We start from the raw sequence: 23,430 nt of genomic DNA, 5'->3' as shown, positions 1-23,430 counted from the left end.
AGTGAATTATGATAAAATAACCTTATGAGTAAAATGTATTTCGATGTAAACCCAGATGCAGCCCATGATATTCATGATCTGGCTGTTGTTTTATTGGGACAAAAGATGAATTTTTATACGGACGCCGGCGTCTTTAGTAAAAAAATGATTGACTATGGAAGCCAGGTGCTCTTATCAACCCTGGATTTTCAAGAAGGGGAAAGTGTCCTCGATGTTGGCTGTGGCTATGGTCCAATTGGCCTCTCTCTCGCTAAAGCCCAGGGAGTTGCCGTGACCATGGTGGATGTCAATGAGCGGGCGCTGGACTTGGCTCAGAAAAATGCCAGCCGAAACGGCGTGGAAGCTCAGATCTTTTCTTCAGATGTCTATGAAGCAGTAGAAGGGGTCTTTGACCATGTGATCAGCAATCCGCCAATCCGAGCTGGTAAGAAAGTCGTTCACCAAGTGATCACTGGTAGTTTTGAACATTTGAAACCAAGTGGAGATTTGACCATTGTCATTCAAAAAAAACAAGGAGCTCCCAGCGCTAAGGCCAAGATGGAAGAGACGTTTGGCAATTGTGAGACCGTAAAAAAAGACAAAGGCTATTATATTTTAAGAAGTGAGAAAGAATCATGAGAGCAGTAGATATCATTCAGAAAAAAAGAGATGGTCTTGCCTTAAACAAGGAAGAAATTGAATGGCTGATTGAGGGCTATGTGGCTGGAACGGTTCCAGATTACCAAATGTCCGCTTTTGCTATGGCCGTTTATTTTAAAGGGATGACGACGGAAGAAATTTCTCATATGACCATGAAGATGGTCCGAACAGGGCAACAGTTTGATCTGTCAGCTATTCCAGGAATCAAGGTAGACAAACATTCGACTGGTGGTGTGGGAGACAAGGTGACCTTGGTCTTGGTGCCTTTGGTTGCGAGTTTCGGAGTGCCGGTTGCCAAAATGAGTGGTCGTGGCTTAGGCCACACAGGTGGGACCATCGATAAGTTGGAATCCATTAAAGGCTTTCAGATTGAACGGACTCAAGAGGAATTTATCCAGCAGGTGCAGGAGATCGGCTTATCGGTCATTGGTCAATCCGACCAACTCGTAAAAGCAGACAAACTCTTGTATGCTCTGCGTGATGTAACGGCGACAGTGGATACCATTCCTTTGATTGCTAGCTCCGTCATGAGTAAGAAAATTGCTGCTGGTGCGGATGCCATTCTTTTGGACGTGACAGTGGGCGAGGGTGCCTTTATGAAGAATATTGAGGATGCTCGTCGCTTAGCCCGTACCATGGTGGATCTTGGAAATGCAGTGGGTCGGAAAACCATCGCTGTCATTACAGATATGAGCCAACCTTTGGGAACCAGCATTGGTAATCGTTTAGAGATTTTGGAAGCCCTGGATATTCTAAAAGGACAGGGGCGTGCTGATGTCACAGAGTTTATTTGTGAATTAGCACAAATCATGTTGAAATTGGCCAATGTAGATCAATCGATTGAAGCCATTCATGAACACTTGACCAATGGTCAAGCTTTAGCGAAGTTTGAAGAAATGGTCGCGGCTCAAGGTGGAGACTTAGAAGATTTGCATCGTCCCGTCAAAGTGGATCAGGTCCTTGAAGTAACAGCGGACAAAGATGGCGTCATTGCTGCTTTACCTGCCATGGAGTTTGGCTTGTTTGCCATGCGCTTGGGTGCTGGCCGTGCTGTCAAATCAGATCCCCTCGATTACGAAACAGGGATTGTGTTTGACAAAAAAGTGGGAGAGCACGTCAAAAAAGGGGAACGCATTGCCCGTATTTTCATGAATGAAAAAAATTCACAAGAAAGAGTTACAGAATTCAAAAAAAATGTTAAAATACTAGAAAGGGCTGAAAGCGTTAAAGAAATTATTGAAATAATATCTTAAGCAGCTCAGGAGATTGTATGAAGTTAAATAAATATATCGATCACACTCTTTTAAAACCAGATGCGCAACAAGAACAGATCGAAAAGCTGATCGAAGAAGCTAAGGCTTATGATTTTGCGAGTGTCTGTGTGAACCCGACATGGGTGAATTTTGCGACTGAGGGCTTGCGTGATTCAGACGTTAAAGTTTGTACCGTCATTGGTTTTCCTTTAGGAGCAAATACACCATTTGTCAAAGCGTGTGAAACAAAAAATGCGATTCAAAATGGTGCCGATGAGATTGACATGGTCATTAATATCGGGGCTCTTAAGTCTAAGAATTTAGCACTAGTTGAGGAAGATATCCAAGCTGTAGTCGAAGCGAGCGGTGATAAGCTGGTCAAAGTCATCATTGAGACTTGTCTCTTATCAGATGATGAAAAGATCGTTGCTTGCCAAATTGCTAAGTCAGCTGGCGCAGACTTTGTGAAGACTTCAACTGGCTTTTCAACTGGAGGAGCAACGGTAGAAGATGTGGCCTTAATGCGTCAAACTGTTGGACCCGACATGGGTGTTAAAGCTTCTGGTGGTGCTCGCTCTTATGAAGATGCTCTTGCTTTTATCGAAGCTGGTGCGACCCGTATTGGGACTTCTTCTGGTGTAGCCATCATGGAAGGAAAGGTGGCTCATGGCGACTACTGAGTTGATTGACTTAGCAGTTGAAGTGAGTAAACAAGCCTATGTGCCTTACTCTCATTTCCCAATTGGAGCTGTACTGCTAACGAAGGATGGAGAAATCTATACAGGGGTTAATATCGAAAATGCCAGTTTTGGTTTAACCAACTGTGGAGAACGGACAGCCATTTTTAAAGCTGTTTCTGAAGGAGCTCGCGATTTCAAAGAGCTCATTATCTACGGGCAAACAGAAAAGCCCATCTCTCCATGTGGTGCTTGTCGCCAGGTCATGGCTGAATTTTTTGAGCCAGACCTTCCTGTAACCTTAGTATCTAAAGATAAATCGACGGTCGTGATGACGGTCAAGGAATTACTTCCATATTCCTTTACAGACCTGACTTAATAGGTCTGTGAGGCGGTCTTTTGACCCTTTCAATACTTCGCAACAATGTTGCACAATAATTTAGGAGGTTCAGTAATGAACAAGAAACAATGGCTAGGCCTTGGTCTAGTAACTGTCGCTGCTATCGGACTTGCAGCATGTGGAAATCGTGCGTCTAAAAAAGATAGCGCAAACTCAGAATCAAAAACTGATTTGAAAGCTGCTATTATTACCGATACTGGTGGTGTGGATGACAAATCATTCAACCAATCTGCTTGGGAAGGTTTGCAAGCTTGGGGGAAAGAAAACGGTCTTTCTAAAGGGAACGGATTTGACTACTTCCAATCAACAGATGAATCTCAATATGCGACAAACCTTGATGAAGCTGTTTCTAACGACTACAAATTGATCTTTGGTGTTGGTTTTGCCTTGAGCGACTCTGTTAAAAAAGCTGCAAAAGACAACCAAGATGTGAACTATGTCATCATCGATGACCGTATTGAAGGACAAAAGAACGTAGCATCTGCTGTTTATGCCGATAACGAAGCTGGTTACCTTGCTGGTATCGCTGCTGCGAAAACTACAAAAACTAAACAAGTTGGTTTTGTAGGTGGTATGGAAAGTGAAGTTATCACTCGTTTCCGCGCTGGATTTGAAGCTGGTGTTAAATCTGTTGACCCATCTATCAAAGTTCAAGTAGACTACGCTGGTTCATTCGGTGACTCTGCGAAAGGTAAAACAATTGCTGCTGCACAATATGCTGCAGGTGCAGACGTTATCTACCAAGTAGCTGGTGGTACTGGTGCAGGTGTCTTCTCTGAAGCTAAAGACTTGAACGAGAAGAAAAATGAAGACGAAAAAGTTTGGGTTCTTGGTGTTGACCGTGACCAAAAAGCTGAAGGTGAATACACTTCTAAAGATGGTAAAAAATCTAACTTTGTATTGGCTTCAAGCTTGAAGAAAGTCGGAGAATCTGTAAAAGACTTGGCTAAGAAAACTGCTGATGGTAAATTCCCTGGCGGTAAAGTGATTACTTATAGCTTGAAAGATGGTGGAGTTGATTTGACAACTGACAACCTTTCTGCAGATGCTAAAAAAGCTGTCGAAGATGCCAAAGCTAAAATCCTTGATGGGTCTCTTAAAGTTCCTGAAAAATAATATTTGATTGGGCGGCCCTCCCTATAAGGGCCGTTTCTTTTAAAGTGAGACATTTTTGTCTCAATAAAATCTGTTAGTTGTCTAACAGATTTTATTGAAATAAAAAATTTTTGAAAGGAAACACCTACATGACACATGAATATGTCATCGAAATGCGTGAGATTACCAAAAAATTTGGTGACTTTGTAGCAAATGACAAGATTAATCTTCAGTTGCGCAAAGGTGAAATCCATGCACTTCTTGGAGAAAATGGTGCGGGAAAATCTACCCTGATGAATATGCTGGCTGGTTTGTTGGAACCAACAAGCGGAGACATCGTGGTAAATGGAAATACTGTTAACCTAGACTCACCTTCAAAAGCAGCTTCTTTAGGGATTGGAATGGTGCACCAACACTTTATGTTGGTTGAAGCCTTCACTGTTGCTGAAAATATCATCCTTGGTTCTGAAACCACGAAGCATGGTATTTTGGACCTTAAAAAAGCCGGTCAAGATATCCTTGAATTGTCTAAAAAATATGGCTTGGCAGTAGATCCAAATGCTAAAGTTGAGGATATTTCCGTTGGTGCGCAGCAACGTGTGGAAATCTTAAAGACGCTTTATCGTGGAGCCGACATCCTAATCTTCGATGAACCAACTGCAGTGTTGACACCAGCTGAAATCGAAGAATTGATGACAATCATGAAAAACTTGGCGAATGAAGGAAAATCAATCATCTTGATTACGCACAAGTTGGATGAAATCCGTGCTGTTTCAGACCGCGTAACGGTTATCCGTCGTGGTAAATCGATTGAGACAGTCGAGATTGGTGGAGCAACCAACCAAGACTTGGCCGAAATGATGGTCGGTCGTTCTGTTTCCTTTAAGACTGAAAAAGGCCCTTCTGAACCAAAAGAAGTGGTCTTGTCGATCGAAAACTTGGTCGTGAATGAAAATCGGGGAGTCCCAGCTGTTAAGAATCTTTCCTTAGAACTTCGTACTGGTGAAATCGTTGGGATCGCAGGGATTGATGGAAATGGTCAATCTGAGTTGATCCAAGCCATTACAGGTCTGCGGAAGGTAAAATCCGGTTCAATCAAGATTAAAGGCAAGGATGTTGTAGGACTTCGCCCACGTCAAATCACAGAAATGAAGGTAGGACACGTCCCTGAAGACCGTCACCGGGATGGTTTAGTCCTTGATATGATGATCTCTGAAAACATTGCTCTTCAAACTTACTATAAAGAACCTCTTAGCAAGAATGGTATTTTGAATTATCCAAATATTACCTCTTATGCCAAGAAGTTGATGGAAGAGTTTGACGTTCGTGCAGCTAGTGAAGTGGTACCAGCTAAGGCTCTTTCTGGAGGAAACCAGCAAAAAGCCATTATCGCTCGGGAAATCGATCGCGATCCAGATCTCTTGATCGTCAGCCAGCCAACTCGTGGTTTGGACGTCGGAGCGATTGAATATATCCACAAACGTTTGATCCAAGAACGGGATAATGGAAAAGCCGTTCTGGTTGTCAGCTTTGAATTAGATGAAATTTTGAATGTTTCTGACCGTATTGCGGTTATTCATGATGGGAAGATCCAAGGGATCGTAACCCCTGAAACAACGAATAAGCAAGAACTTGGAATCCTCATGGCAGGAGGCCAAGTAAAGGAGGGAGCATCAAATGAATAAGAATTTAAAACAAATTGCCGTTCCATTGGTGTCTGTCCTTTTAGGATTGGTCTTGGGTGCCATTATTATGTGGGCCTTCAGCTATGATGCCCTTTGGGGATATGAATTGCTGTTTAAAAAAGCCTTTGGTTCGATTAAGAGTTGGGGAAATATTTCCCGTGCCATGGGGCCACTGATTTTGGTTGCTCTTGGATTTTCAGTAGCTAGCCGGGCCGGCTTCTTTAACGTTGGACTTCCTGGTCAGGCTTTTGCAGGATGGATCATGGCGACTTGGTTTGCCCTCTCCTTCCCAAATATGCCTCGCTTACTGATGATTCCGATGACCGTTTTGATTGCGGCTATTGCAGGTGGATTTATTGGAGCGATTCCTGGTTTCCTTCGTGCCTATCTCGGAACCAGTGAGGTCATTATCACCATTATGATGAACTACATTGTTCTCTATGGTGGGAATGCCTTGATTCATAGCTTCCCAGCTTCCTTGATGAAAAACAAGGACTCAACCATTGATGTGGGAGCCAACGCTGTCTACCAAACAGAGTGGTTGCGTAATTTGACAGACAAATCACAAATGAACATCGGGATCTTCTTTGCCATCATCGCAGTGGTGGTCATCTGGTTCTTGATGAAGAAAACAACACTTGGTTTTGAAATCCGTGCCGTTGGTCTCAATGCGAATGCGGCAGAATACGCAGGGATGTCTGCAAAACGGACCATTATCCTTTCTATGATCATTTCTGGTGCTCTTGCTGGTATTGGTGGGGTAGCAGAAGGTCTGGGTATTTACTCAAATGTCTACGTTCAAACCAGCTCGATGAGTGTTGGATTTAACGGAATGGCCGTAGCCCTTCTTGCGATGAATTCACCAATTGGTATTCCATTTGCTGCCTTCTTGTTTGGAGCACTTCAAATTGGGGGAGTTGGTATGAAGCCGGCTGCCATCCCTGAAGAAGTCGTTCAAATTGTGACAGCATCTATTATCTTCTTCGTATGTGCCCACTACATTATCGAAAAGATGATCTCGATGCGATCAGCTAAAAAAGGAGGAGCAAACTAATGAGTATTGTAACGATTTTAAGTATTCTTGTTTCCTCTATGATTGTGTATGCGGCGCCGCTGATCTTCACAAGTATCGGAGGAGCATACTCAGAACACGCTGGGGTTGTTAACGTTGGCCTTGAAGGAATCATGGTTATGGGAGCCTTCTCAGGAATTATCTTTAACTTGACTTTTGAGCCTACCTTAGGGAATTTGACACCATGGTTGTCCTTGATTGTTGCTGCAGGAATCGGAGTAATTTTCTCCTTGATCCACGCGGTGGCAACCATTCATTTCCGTGCTGACCATATCGTTTCAGGTACAGTATTGAACTTGATGGCCCCTCCATTAGCCGTCTTTCTAGTTAAAGCAATGTACAACAAGGGACAAACTGATAATATCAAAGTTGCCTTTGGGAAGACATCTATTCCGGTCTTATCTAAAATTCCGGTGATTGGGGATATTTTCTTCAACAATGCCAGCATCATCGGCTGGGTTGCAATTCTCTTCTCATTCTTTGCTTGGTTCGTCATGTTCAAGACGAAATTTGGATTGCGTCTTCGTTCAGTTGGTGAACACCCACAAGCAGCAGATACATTGGGAATCAATGTATATAGAATGCGCTACTTAGGAGTGATGATCTCTGGTGCCCTAGCAGGAATCGGAGGAGCCATTTACGCTCAGTCAGTTTCTGTTAACTTCGCAGTAACTACTATTGTAGGTCCTGGATTTATCGCTCTCGCGGCTATGATTTTCGGGAAATGGAATCCAATCGGGGCCATGCTTGCTAGTCTCTTCTTTGGAGCTTCACAAAGTTTGGCTGTTATCGGGAATCAATTGCCTTTGCTTAAAGGTATCCCATCTATCTACTTGCAAATTGCGCCTTACGTCTTGACCATGGTTGTCTTGGCAGCCTTCTTTGGACAAGCAGTTGCACCAAAAGCAGATGGTGTTAACTACATTAAATCGAAATAATGCACAGAGAGAGGTTGGGACAAAAGTCCTAGCCTCTCAATTGTTTTTGGATTGTCGAGTAAGACGCAGTGGTTGAGTGGGCTCTACTACGCTGATTTTATAAGCTTTTACAGCCCTACTCAACTGTGCGGAGGTGGGACGACGAAATCGAATTCTAACGAATTACCGATTTCTGTCCCACGCTCTCTTTTGCTTTCTAAAGGCCCCTCTTAGTCGCAATTTCTTTAGATTTAGGGTACAATAAGAATACAACTTTTCACGTATTGGAGGAGCAGATGTTTAAGTGGATAAGACGCCTGATTGGCATGGTGATCGTTTTATTTATTTTATTAGTGATCTTGTTGGTCCCTGGATCTATTCCTGAAGGGGAGCAACTGAGAAATGTGCAGGCAGGGAGTTCTTTGATTGAGCTGGCTCAAAATGCTGTTTCAAATGCCTCTGTGAGCACTGAAGGACTCTCAACTGAGCTAAGTCTCAATTCAGTGCAATTGAGTCAGGTCGTAAAAACAAGTGCTGGTTCTGCCCTTGACAATTCTGACTACCAAAGGATAGCACTAGGAATGGATGGCAATGACCTTCACGTCAAAGTTCCTGTATCATTAGGGCCAGTTGATAGCTATCTAGATTTAACCATGACTGGCCAAGTCGAAAACAATGTCATGAATTTGACCGTGACCAGTGCTAAATTAGGGAAAATGCCTATTCCAAAATTCTTGGTTCTCAACTATTTGAAGGATCAATCCAATCAAAATGGAGGCGGCTTCACAGTGAATGGTGATCAAATCACCCTTGAGATCCCTCAAGCAGGCTATAGTATCTCAAAAGCGAGAGTGGAAAATGGCAATGCGAAGGTAACGGTTAGTATATCCTTGTTTTAAGTCTTTGTAATTGGAGTTGTCATGCTTGTCTTTGAATTTTGTGCAGAGAATTTAACTTATATTGATAAGGCGATTGCTGCTGGGGCAGGTCGCATTGAACTGTGCGACAACTTGGCAGTAGGAGGGACCACACCGAGTATAGGTGTGATCAATGAAGCAATCAAACTGACAAGAGAGAAGTCCGTGGATCTATGTGTCATTATCCGGCCCCGTGGTGGCGATTTTGTCTACACTGATCTGGAAGTCGAAACTATGCTGACGGATATTCGTGCTGCGAAAGAAATAGGGGTTACTTGTTTTGTGCTGGGTGCGTTGACGAGGGATCGAAAGTTGGATCAGAAGGTCATGCAGCTTTTACTAGCAGCCTGTGGAGAGGCAGAGGTAGTCTTTCATATGGCCTTTGATGAGTTAGCTCATACAGATCAGCTAGAAGCGATTGAGTGGCTTTCTGATCAGGGTGTAGCCCGCATTTTAACACGAGCTGGAAGTCCAGGTGACCCACTAGAGCAACGTTTTGAACACTACCATCGTTTATTAGATGCGGCTAAGGGAAAGATACAGATCCTGCCAGGTGGAGGTGTGACCCTTGACAATCGTCAGCTCTTTTTGGAGCAATTGGGCGTTTGTCAACTGCATGGCACGCGCATCGTGTTTTAAAAAAGAAACGATCACTGCTTGAAGTAGTTATGAAGATCCGTTATCAAGGTTGGGGACGTTGTTTCCAGCCTCTTCTAGTGCAAAAATGAATAAGGGAGAGGAAATGTTTTTAGAGCATTATTTTGACCGGTACACTTTTCAGCCAGAAAAGGGATTGGCTTACGGATTTGGAAAGAGAGAAGCAGGCTATGAATACCAGTGCCCCGTCTTATCGGAAACTTTTCTCTTAAAGGTCCGTGTCTGCGACCAGAAGATTTCTTTTCAGGTCTATGATCAGGATACAGGGGACGAGTATATCCAGATCCATCTGGAACAGCTACAAGGAAATTTCGTTGGCCAAGTCAGGGAAGCTTGTCAGGAAAGTCTTGAAAGGATCCGCCAAGCTTGTTTTGAGGTAGAAGAATTTCTCTATCCTCAAGCCAAGAGTCTCATGTCCTATATCTCCCTACACTATCAGGGAACGATTGAGTATTTGTGGGAGAGATCTCCGGAATCGGGTGCCATTCGCCACCAAGACACTCTCAAGTGGTATGGTGTCTTTATGACCATTGATTGGAAAAAACTGGATGCTGGCAAGTCTGGGAAAATAGAAGTTTTGAATGTCAAGTCTGATCAAGTAGCCCATTTCATCCAGCAGAAAGGGATTTATCCAGCTTTTCATATGAATAAAAAATATTGGGTGAGTATTCCCTTAGATGGAACAATTGCTGATGAGGAGTTGTTTGCTCTAGTGGATAGTAGCTGGCACCTCACCAAAAAGGGGAAATAAGATGAATCTGTTGAGGAAATTATCTTGGTTTTTTAATTTAGAGAAGAAGCGATACTTGATCGGGATAGGGTCCTTGATCTTGGTTAGCTTTTTAAACCTCATTCCTCCAAGAATCATGGGACTTGTGATCGATTTGATCGATAAAAGAAGGCTGACACTAGGGCAGTTAGTTATGGATATTGCCCTTTTGGTCCTCGCAGCTCTTGCCATGTATGGCCTTCGTTTTGTATGGAGACGCTATATTTTTGGGACGGCTAATAAGTTGGCTCGGATCTTGCGTTACCGTTTGTTCAAGCAATTTACGCTCATGTCTCCGTCTTTTTATCAGCGTTATCGGACAGGGGATCTCATGGCCCATGCTACTAATGATATCAATGCGGTAACCATGTTTGCTGGTGGTGGGGTTATGTCTGCTGTAGATGCTTCTGTGACCGCCTTGGTGACCCTAGTCAGCATGTTTTTCATGATTGATTGGCGCTTAACCCTCTTAGCTATTTTGCCCCTACCGGTTATGGTGGTAGTGACTTCAGCTATTGGCCGCAAAAACCACAAAGCCTTCAAAGAGGCCCAAGAAGGCTTCTCAGAGCTGAACAACTTTGTTCAGGAATCAGTATCAGGAGTCAAGGTGACAAAATCCTTTGGATTTCAGGCAGATGAGATTCAGGCTTTTGAAAAAACTAATCAAATGGTCTTTTCAAAGAATATGACTTCAGCCGGTTACAATGCTTTGTTTGATCCGACTACTCTTCTTTTTGTCGGTCTCTCCTATGTTTTGACGCTCTACTTCGGGGGGCTATTTGTTCAGGAAGGGAGCCTGACGGTTGGACAAATTGTAACCTTTATTACCTATCTCAATATGCTTGTCTGGCCCCTTCAAGCTATGGGCTTCTTGTTTAATATTAGTCAGCGTGCTAGCGTCTCCTATGATCGGATTGAGACACTTTTAGCAGAAACACCTGATATTCAAGATCCAAGTCAACCAGTCACAGTCATTCAAAACGGAGATCTGGAATATGACATTGAAGAATTCGCCTATGAGAAAGAGCCTGTCCTTGAAAAGGTTGCCTTTCATTTAGAAAAAGGGCAAACCCTTGGAATTGTTGGTCCAACTGGATCTGGAAAGACCACCTTGTTGCGTCTCTTGCTTAGAGAGCATGACTTGGAGCAGGGAGATATCTTGCTCAATGGAATCTCTATCAAAGACTATCGTTTAGAAGATCTTCGAAGCTTGATCGGCTATGTCCCTCAAGATCAGATCCTCTTTGCCATGACCATTCGCGAGAATGTCGCTTTTTCAGATCCACAGATCAAGGAAGAAGAGGTGATGAAGGCTCTGAGAACTTGTGGGGTCTATGAAGATATTCTGGCCATGCCAGACCAGATGGAGACAGTGCTGGGAGAGCGAGGGGTCTCTCTTTCTGGCGGGCAAAAGCAACGGATTGCCATGAGTCGTGCTTTGGTCATGAATCCTGAGATCTTGATCTTGGATGATTCCCTGTCTGCAGTAGATGCTAAGACAGAACACCAAATCATTGAAAATATGAAGCAGGAACGCAAGGGGAAAACAACGATCATCACAGCCCATCGCCTATCAGCGATCGTTCATGCGGATTTGATTCTGGTAATGGAGAATGGACAGATCAAGGAGCGAGGAAATCACGAGGAATTAATGGCTCAAAAAGGTTGGTACTATGAAACCTACCAAGCCCAACAATTATCAGAAGAAATGGAGGGAAAGCTGAATGAAAACATCTGAAGCTCATGTGATGAAGCGGCTCTTGACTTACATGTGGCGTTATAAGTGGTTAACAGCCCAAGCCTTAGCCTTTACCTTCCTGACTAGTCTTTTATTGACGGCGATCCCTCTTGCAGCTCGCTGGTATATTGACCACCTAGTGGATCCAACAGAAGCAGGCTCTCCAGTACTGACAGCTTTTCAGTTTTTGATTCTCTACTATGGCTTATTCATTGGGCGCGTGCTGGCAACTTATCTGAGTCAGTTAACCTTTGCGCGCGTATCCAATTCTATCGTAAGAGATATCCGTCTAGATATTTTCCAAAATCTTCAAAGGCTGGGCATGTCCTTTTATGACCAGACAGCAGCAGGTTCGATTGTCTCACGTGTGACCAATGATACACAGGCAGTCGCAGATATGTTTTCTACGGTCTTTTCAAGCCTGGTTTCATCCTTTTTACTCTTTTTAGTCACTCTAGTAACCATGTTTAGCTTGGACTGGCATTTGACCATTTGGATCCTGCCTTTTCTTCCCATCATTTGGTTTTCCATCCGTCTCTATCGCAAGTTATCCAATCGCTTGGTCAAGATGACCCGACAAAAATTATCAGATATCAATGTGAAATTATCGGAATCCATTGAAGGAATGCGGATCGTCCAGGCCTTTCGTCAAGGAAAGCGCTTGACGGATGAATTCGAACAGATTAATGGGGAACATTTGGATTACGCCAACCGATCTGTGGATGTCAATTCCCTCTTTTTGAGGCCAGCTATGACCCTGTTACAGGTTCTGGCTTATGCGGTTATTCTAACCTTTTTCGGCCTAAATTGGCAGTCCTCTGGCTTTACAGCAGGACTTATCTATGCCTTTATCCAGTATGTTAGTCAGCTTTTCCAGCCCTTGATTGATGTCACTCAAAATTTTGCAACCTTGCAGACCTCAACCATTTCTGCTGGTCGTGTCTTTGAGATGATGGATCGAGACGACTACGAGCCCAAGCAAGCTGGTAGCCTGAAAGAAATCGATCGGGGAGATATTCGCTTTGACCATGTATCTTTTTCTTATGATGGCAAACGGGATGTCCTAAAAGATATCTCCTTTGATGTCAAAAATGGACAAACCATCGCTTTTGTTGGTCATACTGGGTCTGGTAAATCCTCTATTATCAATCTCTTCATGCGCTTTTATGAATTTGATCGTGGCCAGATCTTGATTGATGGACAGAATATCAAGGACTACAGCCAGGAAGCCTTGCGCAAGTCCATTGGTCTAGTGTTGCAGGAACCCTTCCTCTATCATGGAACCATTGCTTCTAATATCCGGATGTACCATGAAGAACTGACAGATGAGGAAATCCGACAAGCAGCTGCATTTGTGGATGTGGCAGACTTTATTGAGAGTCTACCTGGTGGCTATGATCATCCTGTAACAGAGCGGGGTTCTACCTTATCGACTGGTCAGCGTCAGCTTCTGGCTTTTGCCCGGACCATTGCTGCCCAGCCTAAGATCCTCATTTTGGATGAGGCCACTGCCAATATCGACCAAGAGACGGAAGAGATGATCCAAAACTCTCTGAAGAAGATGCGCCAAGGGCGGACAACCATTGCCATTGCCCATCGTCTTTCTACCATCCAAGATGCCGATTGTATCTATGTTCTCGATAAAGGAAAAATCATCGAATCAGGCAACCACGACCAACTCATTGCTCTAGGAGGAACGTATAAGAAAATGTATGACCTTCAGGCAGGTATGATGAAATAAGGACAAACAAGGAGAGTGGGACAGAAATCGGTAATTCGTTAGAATTCGATTTCGTCGTCCCACCTCCGCACAGTTGAGTAGGGCTGTAAAAGCTGATGAAAACAGCGTAGTAGAGCCCACTCAACCACTGCGTCTTGCTCGACAATCCAAAAACAATTGAAAGGCTAGGACTTTTGTCCCAGCCTCTTGTTTTTCTATCTTGAAAGCTGTAAAATAAAGAAAAGAACAGAAAAAGGGAGCATACACCATGTCAAACGATCTGATCCTGATGGGAGTTGTGATTGTCTTATTTGGACTCTATTTCACCCTTCAAGTTGAGCTCAATAAAGTCAGAAATCAATTCACGCACTATCTTCTAAAACCAGGTAGTATTTCCAAGGAACAAAGAGAGAAGTACCTCAAAGAACCAGAGATGGAAGCGATTCGCCTAATTCGTCTCGATTATCGGATCGGTCTTCAAAATGCCAAACTTATCTATGAGCACTTAAAGAAATAAGAAAACCCTCGTATAGTCTATACGAGGGTTTCTCTTTCAAAAAAAGGCGTCAGCTTTGGTAAAACGTTGGCAACATCTGCTGATTGGATTTTTGCTAGTTGATAGGGACAAGGAGTGATGTAGGCTGCTTCAAAGAAATCAAGCGGGAGTCCACTGTGTTTTAAGGCAGCAAGAGATTTGACCTGATGAAGATCTAGTAGGATCCCATCGTGGGTCAGGGTCAGATGAGGGAGAAGAGAAGACTGATCCATCAAGGTCTTCAATCTTTCTTCTTCCTCTTTTTTTCTGGCTAGGAGTCGTTTTTTATTGGTCAGATACATACCATTATCAATGTAGAGACTTAAGGCCTTTTGCATGATGAGATTGCTATCATAGTCCAGAATCGTCTTATAGGTCAAGACCGGCTTTAAAAGGGCTTGGGGAAGGATCATGGAAGTGATGCGAAGAGCAGAAAAAAGATTGGTCGAAAAAGATTTGATATGGATGACTCGGTCCTTTTGATCCAAATAATGAAAAGATGGAGCATTGCTGCCATCAAGATCTCCCAAATAGTCGTCCTCAACAAGGTAAACATCATATTGGTCAGCTAGTTGCAAGATCGCTTCTTTCTGCTTGGTCGAATAGCTATGACCAAGCGGATAGTGAAAACGAGGGATCGTGTAGAAGAATTTGATATGGCCACTTTTAAAAATCTCTTCAAGCTCCTCAAGATCAATCCCCGTTAAATTACGTTGAATGGTACGGTAGGCAAGTTGCTGTGAATCTAAGAGTTGGTTCATCCGGTGATAAGTCGGTTGCTCGATCAAGATCTGCGATTTTTTATTGGGAAAGTCAATCTGGCTGAGGATATTAAGCGCCTGCTGGGTACCAGCAGTCAAAACAATCTGATCTGCAGTCGTATAAATACTTTCTTCCTTCAATAAGCCTTGAATCGATTGGCGTACTTCGAGTAAGCCTGCTTGGTCCGAAAAGTTATTAAAGAGATAATTCTCCCGTCCAATCAAGGTTTCATTAATACAAGTCCGGAAATCCTCGAAAGCCTGGTTGCGGTCTTTCTCTAATTTTAGCGGAAGATCCTCATGTCGATTAGGTTCTTGCTCCAAAACATAGTAGCCACTTTGAGGCTTAGCATAGAGGAAGTGCTGGTAAGTCAAGTCCAGCAGGGCTCGTTGCACTGTGTCCTTACTACAAGAAAATTGACTAGCTAACTGGCGAACGGAGGGAATTTTCTCTCCAGTTTCCAGTTCTCCATCTTGAATGGCTTTTTTTAGTACATGAATAATTTGTTGGTATTTGCTCGTCTTCATCCTGACTGTCCCCATACAGTTTTTTTCTATTGTACAGAAAAAATCACAAAAAAACCACTCCGAAGAGTGGTGAGCGTATTACATAAAGTAAACGATGGCTAAATACTGAAGAGCAGAAGCTGCCAGGATGAAGAGGTGCCAAATCATGTGGAAGTATGGTTTTTTCTTAGCATAAAAGCCAGCTCCAACCGTGTAGCACAGACCGCCCATGAGCATGAGACCCCAGAAGATCGGATTGGTTTGGCTAACGATTTGGGGAATAATAAAGATGACCAACCAGCCCATGATCAAGTAAAGAGCGAGACTGAACTTTTCATTGACTTTTTTAGCAAAGATTTTGTAGAGAATACCAAAGATGGTGGTGCCCCATTGGATCAAGATAATGCTGTAACCCATCCAGTTGTTCATCAAGGTAAGGACTACTGGTGTGTAACTACCTGCGATCGCAATGTAGATCATGGAATGGTCGATAATGCGAAGTACATACTTTTGAGGTGAATCGTAAGACATGGCATGGTAGACGGTCGAAGAAAGAAACATCAAAAAGAGACTGATCACAAAGATAGAAGTCCCAAAAGCACTAAGCAGACCGTGTTGCTCAAAGCTATAGACTGCTGAGATCGGAAGCAAGATCAACATGAGGAGGGCCCCAACAGCGTGGGTTACGCTATTTGCGATCTCTTCTCCAAAGGATAATTTTTTACTTAGTTTCATGGTGTAATTCATCAGTTTCTTCCTCCGTTTTTACTGGTTGAATATAAGATAGGGTTTCAAGATAAAGTTGAACTGTCTGACAGGCAGAGCGAATGATAGGAGCGATCGGCTCTTTTTGCTCATTGAGATAAGCGACAAAGCTATTATAGAGAAGATCTGAGCTTGCCTGGTCCTGCAAGAAATTTAAGGTAGAAGCGATCTCCTGAATAGAAAAGACCGTTTTTAAGGTTGTAATAGCAATCAAGCGAGCTACCTGTCTACGCTGGTATTTCTTCTTATCTGGTTTTTCGACATAGCCATGTTTTACGTAATTGTTGATCATGGCAGCCGTCAAGCCCTTGTCTGAAGAAGAGTGAACAGGTGCACAGGTTTTATTGACATAAAGTAGGACCTGATCAAGATAGAGGTCTAGCTCAGGTAGTTGCTCCCACGTTGGATAGGAAAAAGTGGACACTAAATCTTCACCTTTCTTTAATCTAGTTTTCATAACTAGATAATAACATTTATAAAAACTCCTGTCAAGAAAATTTGAAAAATATGGTACAATAGACCTATGAAACTATTAATTCCATCCGCCAAAGAACTGAACGAACAGGCTCGTATCGTCGAGCCCCAACCCTTGTCAGAGAACACAAAAACCATCCTCCAAGCTTTGAAGGCATTCTCGCTAGAAGAATTAGCGACCTTTTACGGGATCTCAGAGGAAAGAGCCCTAGTAGAAAAAGAAAGAATTGAGGCTTTGTTAGCTGGGAGTGCTAAAACCTATCCTGCTTTGGAACTGTTTGATGGCCTTATGTATCGTAGTATCGAGCGTCAAGACTTATCCGAAAAAGAGCAGGCTTATCTGCAGGAGCATTTGTTAATCACGACCGCTTTATATGGTGTACTACCTGCCTATGAAGGGATTGCTCCCCATCGCTTGGTTTTTATGATGAAGCTAAAACCAGCTGGAAAATCTCTAAAGGCATTCTGGAAAGAGGACTATGATCAGGCAGTAGAAGGTGAGGAGCAGATCTTATCCCTTTTGTCTTCTGAGTTTGAACAGGTCTTTTCAAAAGCCATTCGTGAGCGAATGATTCGGATCAAATTCATGGAGAATCGTGGTGGGACACTAAAGATTCACTCAACGATTTCAAAGAAAGCACGTGGGGCTATGGTGACAGCTATGATGAAGGAAGAAATCACCCATCTAGAAGATCTGAAATCATTAGAAGTAGCAGGTTTCTCTTATCGTGAGGATTTATCGCAAGAGAAGGAATGGGTCTTTGTGAAAGAATAAATAAAAATATTCCTGAGAAGCGTCAGGAATATTTTTTTGATCTGTTAGATAAAGAGAATGCACGATGAAAACTCCAAAATAGAGGATTTTGGAGTCAGAATCGTCTTGAGCAGTAGGCTTAGGCGATATGTTTGAATTTCTTCAAGAGTTCTGTCAACTCAGCTTGCTCGCCACTATTAAAGACTTGCATCAAGCGTTGAATATTTTTGATATGATCTGGAAGAGCTTCTTCGATCTTTTTACGACCGGCATCTGTAATAGATACAAGATAAGCACGGCGGTCTTCTGGATCGGTTTCGCGTGTAATCCAACCATCGCGGACCATATTGCGAATAACCACAGTCATATTTCCAGAGGTCGCAAGAATGCTGTCAATCAGATCTTGAATGCGGAGATCGCCTTTACTGTACAAGGTTTCAAGTACAGAGAATTGAGTTGGTGTCAACTGGTGCTTTTTAAAGATATGAGCCTCAGACGCACGGATCAATCGTTCTGCCTTGTGGAAGACGATCATGGTTTTTAAATCTACGTTTGCTTCTTTGAATAATCTCTTTAAATTTTCCATATCTATATTTTATCAATAAATAGTATTTCTGTCGTTTAATTTTATTTTCAAATTAGTTACAAAATTGTGACAAATTTATTAAACTATGAACAAATGATAGCATAGATGTTAATTTTACTTTGTTTATCAAACAATTTTATACTAAAACATTGTAACAGGTATGAAATATTAGTAACAATTCTTTCTTGAAAATCTATAGAATTCTAGGTGGCTTTGGTGTATAATGAGGGAGTGAAACAGAAAAATTATCTTTTTATAATATGGCAACATATAATAGGAGTCTGTATCTTAGCGTTGACGGTCCTTTTTTCTTGGCTATTTCTTGCTGAAAAAACTTCTGATCGCTTGCAGGATCAAATGGCGCAAGCAAGAAAAATAGCTCTGTCTCACTCTTCGATTGCTACCATTGAGACGGAGAGTTTCTTTCATGGCAAAGAAGCCTATCTTTCCTTTATTGGCAAGGACCAAGAGGGGCAAGAACTAGCGGTTTTGGTGACTCAGGCGGATGATGCAGTCTATACCTACCCTTTGAAAGAAGGAGTTAGCTCCAAAGAGGCATCTTCTGTCGTCAAAGAGAAGAGTCAGGACGCGATTGATCGTGTCACTTTTGGACGCTTTAAAGGCAAACCGATCTGGGAAGTTAAGGCTGGTAGCTCTTATTATGTGGTGGATTTCAAGACTGGAAAAGTCACCGGTGTTTTTTAAGATTTGAGGAGGAAATATGAAATTATCAAATCGTGTATTGGAAATGGAAGAAAGTGTGACCTTGGCTGCAAATGCGCGTGCCAAAGCTTTGGCAGCAGAAGGTCGTGATATCTTAAGTTTGACCCTGGGTCAACCTGACTTTGCGACTCCAAAAAATATTCAAGAAGCAGCAGTCGCATCGATCGAGGATGGTCGCGCTAGCTTTTATACGGTAGCATCTGGACTTCCAGAATTGAAGGATGCCATTAGCGACTACATGAAAGACTTTTATGGCTATGCTGTGAACCGGAATGAAGTAGTGGTCGGTACTGGTGCTAAGTTTATCCTCTATGCCTTCTTTACTTCTGTCATCAATCCAGGTGATGAAGTCATCATTCCAACCCCTTGCTGGGTTTCTTATGTAGACCAGGTTAAGATGGTAGAAGGCACACCTGTTACTTTCCAAACAACAGAAGAAAATCACTTCAAGGCAACGGTAGAGCAACTGGAAGCAGCACGGACAGACAAGACCAAGGTGGTCTTACTGAATTCGCCATCCAATCCAACAGGAATGATCTACAGTAAAGAAGAGCTAGAAGCAATTGGAAATTGGGCTGTTGAACATGACATCTTGATTTTGGCAGACGATATCTATGGTCGTTTGGTCTATAATGGCAATACCTTTACGCCCATTTCTAGCTTATCAGAAGCAATTCGCAAGCAAACCATCGTGATTAACGGAGTTTCTAAAACCTATGCTATGACTGGTTGGCGGGTTGGTTTTGCAGTGGGTGATCCAGAGATTATTGGAGCCATGGCCAAGGTGATTAGCCAAACAACATCCAACTTAACAACCGTTTCCCAATATGCTGCAATCGAAGCTCTCACAGGGGATCAGTCTTCTATTGAGATCATGCGTCAAGCTTTTGAAGAACGCTTGAATACTATTTATCCTCTCTTGAATGAAGTACCTGGTTTTGAAGCCATCAAACCTCAAGGAGCCTTCTATCTCTTCCCAAATGTCAAGAAGGCCATGGAGATGAAGGGCTATACAGATGTGACGGAATTTACCACAGCAATTTTAGAAGAAGCAGAGGTTGCTTTAGTAACGGGAGCTGGCTTTGGTGCCCCTGAAAATGTTCGCTTGTCTTATGCGACAGATTTGGATACCTTGAAAGAAGCTGTTCGCCGACTCAAGGCCTTTATGGAAAAATAAAATTACAAGATCCTTAGTAATGAGCTGAGGATCTTTTTCTTTAAAAAAAATTTGGTTTTCACAGGTAGAACGTAGCACTGAAAGCCTTTTTATGATACAATTAAGAAGATAATGTCTTCGGACAAGTTTAACGAGAAAAGGAAGATGAATGATGACAAAACGGATTACTATCATCGAAGTAAAAGACTACGTTGGTCAAGAAGTGACTATCGGTGCTTGGGTTGCTAACAAGTCAGGAAAAGGAAAAATTGCCTTCTTGCAATTGCGTGATGGAACAGCCTTTTTCCAAGGTGTAGCTTTCAAACCAAACTTTATCGAAAAATTTGGAGAAGAAGTAGGTCTTGAAAAATTTGACACCATCAAACGCTTGAGCCAAGAAACATCTGTCTATGTGACAGGGATTGTTAAAGAAGACGAGCGTTCTAAATTTGGTTATGAGCTCGATATCACAGATATTGAAGTGATCGGTGAATCACAAGATTACCCAATCACTCCAAAAGAACACGGTACAGACTTCTTGATGGACAACCGCCATTTGTGGCTTCGTTCACGCAAGCAAGTCGCTGTGATGCAAATCCGTAATGCTATTATCTATGCAACTTATGAGTTCTTCGATAAGAACGGCTTCATGAAGTTTGATAGCCCAATTCTTTCAGGAAATGCGGCAGAAGATTCTACAGAACTTTTTGAAACAGACTACTTTGGAACACCAGCTTACTTGAGCCAATCAGGTCAGCTTTATCTGGAAGCTGGTGCTATGGCCCTTGGTCGCGTCTTTGACTTTGGACCAGTATTCCGTGCTGAAAAATCTAAGACTCGCCGTCACTTGACTGAGTTCTGGATGATGGATGCGGAGTACTCTTACTTGACACACGATGAATCACTTGACTTGCAAGAAGCTTATGTCAAAGCTCTTCTACAAGGTGTTTTGGACCGTGCACCTCAAGCCTTGGAAACCTTGGAACGTGATACAGAGCTCTTGAAACGCTATATTGCGGAGCCATTCAAACGGATCACTTACGATGAAGCGATTGATCTCTTGCAAGAGCATGAAAATGATGAAGATGCTGACTACGAGCATTTGGAACATGGTGATGACTTCGGCTCACCACATGAAACTTGGATTTCAAACCACTTTGGTGTGCCAACATTTGTCATGAACTACCCAGCAGCTATCAAGGCCTTCTACATGAAACCAGTTCCTGGAAATCCAGAGCGCGTGCTTTGTGCAGACTTGCTTGCTCCAGAAGGCTATGGAGAAATCATCGGTGGCTCTATGCGTGAGGAAGACTACGATGCCCTTGTTGCAAAAATGGATGAACTTGGCATGGATCGTACAGAGTATGAATTCTACCTTGATCTTCGTAAATACGGTACAGTCCCACACGGTGGCTTTGGTATCGGTATCGAGCGTATGGTAACCTTCGCGGCTGGTACAAAACACATTCGTGAAGCCATTCCATTCCCACGTATGTTGCACCGTATCAAACCTTAATAGACGTAAAAACGCCATTAGGCGTTTTTCACTTTTATCTGCTTCAAATAACTATGAAAGGAAACTCAATGCTGAAAATAGACATCATCGATGGGAAAGAATACGAGGATGGTCAGGGGTCTTTGATCGCAGATCTAGACCATAGCATTCAACAGATGCTCAAGACATCCTATCCGGAAAGTCAAATGGATGATTTTATCACGTATAAAAATTTGAGCCAATATTGTATGGATTATCTAGGTCAGATTATTGAGCGTGCCAATGATAAAAACGAAGCCATTAAACAGCAGGTGACAGGTGTCATGCCCGAAAGCGAGCGCCCCTTTAACGTTGAAGACCGCTTGACAGCCAGCTATACCTTCGGTCAGCGGGTAGCGGATTCGGTCGCACGCTTTGGTGGGTCATGGACTTTTATCATTAGTTTTATCCTGATGATGGCTATCTGGATGTTGATTAATGTCTTGCATCCCTTTGGCTGGAATTTTGACCCTTACCCTTTCATCTTGCTGAATCTGGCACTTTCTACGATTGCGGCGATTCAAGCTCCTTTGATCATGATGAGCCAAAACCGGGCGGCAGATTACGATCGCTTGCAAGCGCGAAATGACTTTAACGTCAATATGGAGTCGGAAAGAGAAATTCGCTTACTGCATACGAAAATTGACCATATGGTGCAACAAGACCAGACGGATTTATTGGAAATTCAAAAGTTGCAAACCGAATTGTTGGTGTCCTTGTCTAATCAAGTAGCCCAGCTGCGTCAAGAAATGAATCAAGAAAAATGAAGGAGGTGGAGAAGATGTAGGCAAATCTAAGTAAGTCTTTTAGAAACACTTATATAATCTATTGAAAGAGGAAAAACAATGTTTAAAAGAACTTACAAACGCAATATTTCACTCCTAGCAGGTCTGGAATTTACATCTTATTTTGGAATCACCAGTTTATGGATTCTCTTTTTTATTCAAAATGGTCTTTCTTTGCTTCAGATTGGTTTATTAGAGAGTATCTTTCATGGGACGAGTCTCTTGTGTGAGATCCCATCTGGTATGTTAGCCGATCGCTTTAGCTACAAGACCAATCTCTATTTGGCTCGCTTGTCCAGTATTGGATCTTCGATCTTGATTTTATTTGGTCAGGGGAATTTTTGGATCTATGCCATTGCTATGATGGTCAATGCTTGGTCTTATAATTTTGACTCGGGGACCAGTACAGCTTTCTTATTTGATTCAGCTGTGGAAGCAGGTCAAAAAGACCGTTATCTTCAGATTTCTAGCTTCTTGTCTGGTGTGGCCGAAGTCACCCGAACTTTAGGTACAGTTGTGGCAGGTTTCTTTATTCACGGAGCATTGGCTTGGACCTATTATATTGCTATTGGACTTTCCTTGCTTTCCATTCTTTTGATCTTTCTCATGAAAGAGCCAGAGAGCAAGAGTGATGAAAGAAATCATTTGACCTTAAAGCGGATATTGGAGGTAGTGAAACAAGAATGGCAGGACAAACCAGTCTTGTTTTACTGGATGCTCACCTATCAGTTGGTAGGGACCATCATGTGTATGTTTTATTTTTACTACCAACAGAAAATTAGTGACTTAACTAGTTGGCAAGTTTCGCTTATCATGTTGATTGGTAGTGGATTCAATCTACTAGCGGTTTATTTGGCCAGTCAAATCGGGAAAAAATGGAATAGTAATCAAGTCTTTCCGATTCTGATTGCACTGACTGGGTTGGCCTTGTTTTTGGTAGGTGTGAAGACTCCATTCGCCTATTTGAGTGTCTATCTCTTGACCAATGCCCTTTATGCAGTTTATCAACCCATCTACTACAATGATTTACAAGCTTATCTGCCATCCAGTGTACGAGCAACCATGCTGAGTATCAATTCGATGATGTTTAGTTTATCTATGATCGTGATTTTCCCACTGACTGGTTGGTTGATCGATACTTGTGGATTTGTAGCAGTCTTTCTTGTGCTAGGCCTTATAACATTCCTATCTTTCCCTCTCTTACTGATTGGTTTAGGGAGAATGGGCAAGACCTTAAGCAAGGTGACAAAGACGGAATAAAATTGCTGACCACATCTGGGCAGTATTCAACTCTCTCTGCAATGCAGGGAG

The 23,430-nt window shown here is 42.7% G+C and carries 24 protein-coding genes; 20 read left to right on the top strand and 4 right to left on the bottom strand.

What is annotated here, in order from left to right; all coding sequences use genetic code 11:
* Positions 1-24 precede the first annotated feature (24 nt).
* From LPB220_RS06480 to LPB220_RS06400, 14 genes are all read left to right on the top strand, one after another.
* A complete protein-coding gene (locus LPB220_RS06480; RefSeq protein ID WP_118095266.1) occupies positions 25-618 on the top strand; it encodes a class I SAM-dependent methyltransferase in 594 nt (197 codons plus the stop codon).
* Positions 615-1,892: a pyrimidine-nucleoside phosphorylase gene (locus tag LPB220_RS06475; protein ID WP_150906250.1), complete on the top strand. Its 1,278-nt coding sequence runs from the start codon at positions 615-617 to the stop codon at positions 1,890-1,892. The genes LPB220_RS06480 and LPB220_RS06475 overlap by 4 nt, the downstream gene beginning before the upstream one ends.
* Before the next feature lie 17 nt (positions 1,893-1,909).
* Entirely contained in the window at positions 1,910-2,572 is a 663-nt protein-coding gene (deoC, locus tag LPB220_RS06470) for a deoxyribose-phosphate aldolase (protein ID WP_150906248.1), read from the top strand.
* Positions 2,559-2,948 (top strand): cytidine deaminase, encoded by a 390-nt coding sequence (locus LPB220_RS06465; protein WP_070466087.1) that lies wholly within the window; start codon positions 2,559-2,561, stop codon positions 2,946-2,948. Before deoC ends, LPB220_RS06465 begins: the two co-directional genes overlap by 14 nt.
* 75 nt (positions 2,949-3,023) lie before the next feature.
* A complete protein-coding gene (locus LPB220_RS06460) occupies positions 3,024-4,085 on the top strand; it encodes a BMP family lipoprotein (protein ID WP_031573707.1) in 1,062 nt (353 codons plus the stop codon).
* Between the two features lie 128 nt (positions 4,086-4,213).
* Complete coding sequence (locus LPB220_RS06455; protein ID WP_150906246.1) at positions 4,214-5,749, top strand: ABC transporter ATP-binding protein; 1,536 nt, start codon at positions 4,214-4,216, stop codon at positions 5,747-5,749.
* Positions 5,742-6,803: an ABC transporter permease gene (locus tag LPB220_RS06450; RefSeq protein WP_003007621.1), complete on the top strand. Its 1,062-nt coding sequence runs from the start codon at positions 5,742-5,744 to the stop codon at positions 6,801-6,803. Before LPB220_RS06455 ends, LPB220_RS06450 begins: the two co-directional genes overlap by 8 nt.
* The gene (locus LPB220_RS06445; RefSeq protein WP_150906244.1) at positions 6,803-7,759 is read left to right on the top strand and encodes an ABC transporter permease; all 957 of its coding nucleotides are present in this window, start codon (positions 6,803-6,805) and stop codon (positions 7,757-7,759) included. The genes LPB220_RS06450 and LPB220_RS06445 overlap by 1 nt, the downstream gene beginning before the upstream one ends.
* Positions 7,760-8,034: 275 nt before the next feature.
* Positions 8,035-8,637, top strand: a complete 603-nt coding sequence (locus LPB220_RS06430; protein ID WP_150906242.1) for a hypothetical protein — start codon at positions 8,035-8,037, stop codon at positions 8,635-8,637.
* A gap of 21 nt (positions 8,638-8,658) precedes the next feature.
* Entirely contained in the window at positions 8,659-9,294 is a 636-nt protein-coding gene (locus tag LPB220_RS06425) for a copper homeostasis protein CutC (protein ID WP_150906240.1), read from the top strand.
* A 103-nt stretch (positions 9,295-9,397) separates the two neighbouring features.
* Entirely contained in the window at positions 9,398-10,063 is a 666-nt protein-coding gene (locus LPB220_RS06420; RefSeq protein WP_150906238.1) for an MmcQ/YjbR family DNA-binding protein, read from the top strand.
* A gap of 1 nt (position 10,064) precedes the next feature.
* Positions 10,065-11,819 carry an ABC transporter ATP-binding protein gene (locus LPB220_RS06415; RefSeq protein ID WP_150906236.1) on the top strand — a complete coding sequence of 585 codons (1,755 nt, stop codon included), beginning with the start codon at positions 10,065-10,067 and terminating at the stop codon, positions 11,817-11,819.
* Entirely contained in the window at positions 11,806-13,560 is a 1,755-nt protein-coding gene (locus LPB220_RS06410) for an ABC transporter ATP-binding protein (RefSeq protein WP_150906234.1), read from the top strand. Before LPB220_RS06415 ends, LPB220_RS06410 begins: the two co-directional genes overlap by 14 nt.
* Positions 13,561-13,807: 247 nt before the next feature.
* A complete protein-coding gene (locus LPB220_RS06400) occupies positions 13,808-14,056 on the top strand; it encodes a hypothetical protein (RefSeq protein ID WP_045759531.1) in 249 nt (82 codons plus the stop codon).
* Positions 14,057-14,073: 17 nt separating this feature from the next.
* On the opposite strand, the gene LPB220_RS06395 is transcribed toward LPB220_RS06400, so the two are convergent.
* The 3 genes from LPB220_RS06395 to LPB220_RS06385 form a co-directional block, all read right to left on the bottom strand.
* A complete protein-coding gene (locus LPB220_RS06395) occupies positions 14,074-15,378 on the bottom strand; it encodes a PLP-dependent aminotransferase family protein (protein ID WP_150906232.1) in 1,305 nt (434 codons plus the stop codon).
* 63 nt (positions 15,379-15,441) lie between these two features.
* Positions 15,442-16,089 carry a PAQR family membrane homeostasis protein TrhA gene (trhA, locus tag LPB220_RS06390; RefSeq protein ID WP_003011253.1) on the bottom strand — a complete coding sequence of 216 codons (648 nt, stop codon included), beginning with the start codon at positions 16,087-16,089 and terminating at the stop codon, positions 15,442-15,444.
* Positions 16,064-16,564 carry a DUF1836 domain-containing protein gene (locus LPB220_RS06385; protein WP_045759529.1) on the bottom strand — a complete coding sequence of 167 codons (501 nt, stop codon included), beginning with the start codon at positions 16,562-16,564 and terminating at the stop codon, positions 16,064-16,066. The genes trhA and LPB220_RS06385 overlap by 26 nt, the downstream gene beginning before the upstream one ends.
* Positions 16,565-16,630: 66 nt before the next feature.
* Here LPB220_RS06385 and yaaA point away from each other — a divergent pair, with 66 nt between their 5' ends.
* Positions 16,631-17,356 (top strand): peroxide stress protein YaaA, encoded by a 726-nt coding sequence (yaaA, locus tag LPB220_RS06380; RefSeq protein ID WP_150906230.1) that lies wholly within the window; start codon positions 16,631-16,633, stop codon positions 17,354-17,356.
* Between the two features lie 118 nt (positions 17,357-17,474).
* Here yaaA and LPB220_RS06375 read toward each other — a convergent pair whose 3' ends face one another.
* On the bottom strand, positions 17,475-17,921 hold the full coding sequence (locus LPB220_RS06375; RefSeq protein ID WP_003001765.1) for a MarR family winged helix-turn-helix transcriptional regulator: 447 nt from the start codon (positions 17,919-17,921) through the stop codon (positions 17,475-17,477).
* 207 nt (positions 17,922-18,128) lie between these two features.
* Between LPB220_RS06375 and LPB220_RS06370 the strand changes: the two genes are divergently transcribed.
* The 5 genes from LPB220_RS06370 to LPB220_RS06350 all read left to right on the top strand — a co-directional run bounded on the left by LPB220_RS06370 (position 18,129) and on the right by LPB220_RS06350 (position 23,379).
* Complete coding sequence (locus LPB220_RS06370) at positions 18,129-18,626, top strand: DUF5590 domain-containing protein (protein ID WP_191904595.1); 498 nt, start codon at positions 18,129-18,131, stop codon at positions 18,624-18,626.
* Between the two features lie 16 nt (positions 18,627-18,642).
* Positions 18,643-19,821 (top strand): pyridoxal phosphate-dependent aminotransferase, encoded by a 1,179-nt coding sequence (locus LPB220_RS06365; RefSeq protein WP_150906228.1) that lies wholly within the window; start codon positions 18,643-18,645, stop codon positions 19,819-19,821.
* Between the two features lie 148 nt (positions 19,822-19,969).
* Positions 19,970-21,316, top strand: a complete 1,347-nt coding sequence (gene asnS / locus LPB220_RS06360; RefSeq protein WP_191904594.1) for an asparagine--tRNA ligase — start codon at positions 19,970-19,972, stop codon at positions 21,314-21,316.
* Positions 21,317-21,384: 68 nt separating this feature from the next.
* The gene (locus LPB220_RS06355) at positions 21,385-22,101 is read left to right on the top strand and encodes a DUF1003 domain-containing protein (protein WP_049471721.1); all 717 of its coding nucleotides are present in this window, start codon (positions 21,385-21,387) and stop codon (positions 22,099-22,101) included.
* 78 nt (positions 22,102-22,179) lie between these two features.
* Positions 22,180-23,379, top strand: coding sequence for an MFS transporter (locus LPB220_RS06350; RefSeq protein ID WP_150906226.1), 1,200 nt, complete (start codon positions 22,180-22,182; stop codon positions 23,377-23,379).
* Positions 23,380-23,430: the final 51 nt, after the last annotated feature.

The sequence above is a fragment of the Streptococcus sp. LPB0220 genome (assembly GCF_008727815.1).
In the GTDB taxonomy this organism is placed as follows: Bacteria; Bacillota; Bacilli; order Lactobacillales; family Streptococcaceae; genus Streptococcus.
Note: the sequence above shows the minus strand (reverse complement) of the source record. Positions and strands in the feature narration are given on the sequence as shown.

What these genes read in the sequence shown, in the direction of transcription:
- LPB220_RS06480 (WP_118095266.1), top strand. Translation starts at nt 25, where the DNA reads ATGAGTAAAATGTATTTCGATGTAAACCCAGATGCAGCCCATGATATT.
- LPB220_RS06475 (WP_150906250.1), top strand. Translation starts at nt 615, where the DNA reads ATGAGAGCAGTAGATATCATTCAGAAAAAAAGAGATGGTCTTGCCTTA.
- deoC (WP_150906248.1), top strand. Translation starts at nt 1,910, where the DNA reads ATGAAGTTAAATAAATATATCGATCACACTCTTTTAAAACCAGATGCG.
- LPB220_RS06465 (WP_070466087.1), top strand. Translation starts at nt 2,559, where the DNA reads ATGGCGACTACTGAGTTGATTGACTTAGCAGTTGAAGTGAGTAAACAA.
- LPB220_RS06460 (WP_031573707.1), top strand. Translation starts at nt 3,024, where the DNA reads ATGAACAAGAAACAATGGCTAGGCCTTGGTCTAGTAACTGTCGCTGCT.
- LPB220_RS06455 (WP_150906246.1), top strand. Translation starts at nt 4,214, where the DNA reads ATGACACATGAATATGTCATCGAAATGCGTGAGATTACCAAAAAATTT.
- LPB220_RS06450 (WP_003007621.1), top strand. Translation starts at nt 5,742, where the DNA reads ATGAATAAGAATTTAAAACAAATTGCCGTTCCATTGGTGTCTGTCCTT.
- LPB220_RS06445 (WP_150906244.1), top strand. Translation starts at nt 6,803, where the DNA reads ATGAGTATTGTAACGATTTTAAGTATTCTTGTTTCCTCTATGATTGTG.
- LPB220_RS06430 (WP_150906242.1), top strand. Translation starts at nt 8,035, where the DNA reads ATGTTTAAGTGGATAAGACGCCTGATTGGCATGGTGATCGTTTTATTT.
- LPB220_RS06425 (WP_150906240.1), top strand. Translation starts at nt 8,659, where the DNA reads ATGCTTGTCTTTGAATTTTGTGCAGAGAATTTAACTTATATTGATAAG.
- LPB220_RS06420 (WP_150906238.1), top strand. Translation starts at nt 9,398, where the DNA reads ATGTTTTTAGAGCATTATTTTGACCGGTACACTTTTCAGCCAGAAAAG.
- LPB220_RS06415 (WP_150906236.1), top strand. Translation starts at nt 10,065, where the DNA reads ATGAATCTGTTGAGGAAATTATCTTGGTTTTTTAATTTAGAGAAGAAG.
- LPB220_RS06410 (WP_150906234.1), top strand. Translation starts at nt 11,806, where the DNA reads ATGAAAACATCTGAAGCTCATGTGATGAAGCGGCTCTTGACTTACATG.
- LPB220_RS06400 (WP_045759531.1), top strand. Translation starts at nt 13,808, where the DNA reads ATGTCAAACGATCTGATCCTGATGGGAGTTGTGATTGTCTTATTTGGA.
- LPB220_RS06395 (WP_150906232.1), bottom strand. Translation starts at nt 15,378, where the DNA reads ATGGGGACAGTCAGGATGAAGACGAGCAAATACCAACAAATTATTCAT.
- trhA (WP_003011253.1), bottom strand. Translation starts at nt 16,089, where the DNA reads ATGAATTACACCATGAAACTAAGTAAAAAATTATCCTTTGGAGAAGAG.
- LPB220_RS06385 (WP_045759529.1), bottom strand. Translation starts at nt 16,564, where the DNA reads ATGAAAACTAGATTAAAGAAAGGTGAAGATTTAGTGTCCACTTTTTCC.
- yaaA (WP_150906230.1), top strand. Translation starts at nt 16,631, where the DNA reads ATGAAACTATTAATTCCATCCGCCAAAGAACTGAACGAACAGGCTCGT.
- LPB220_RS06375 (WP_003001765.1), bottom strand. Translation starts at nt 17,921, where the DNA reads ATGGAAAATTTAAAGAGATTATTCAAAGAAGCAAACGTAGATTTAAAA.
- LPB220_RS06365 (WP_150906228.1), top strand. Translation starts at nt 18,643, where the DNA reads ATGAAATTATCAAATCGTGTATTGGAAATGGAAGAAAGTGTGACCTTG.
- asnS (WP_191904594.1), top strand. Translation starts at nt 19,970, where the DNA reads ATGATGACAAAACGGATTACTATCATCGAAGTAAAAGACTACGTTGGT.
- LPB220_RS06355 (WP_049471721.1), top strand. Translation starts at nt 21,385, where the DNA reads ATGCTGAAAATAGACATCATCGATGGGAAAGAATACGAGGATGGTCAG.
- LPB220_RS06350 (WP_150906226.1), top strand. Translation starts at nt 22,180, where the DNA reads ATGTTTAAAAGAACTTACAAACGCAATATTTCACTCCTAGCAGGTCTG.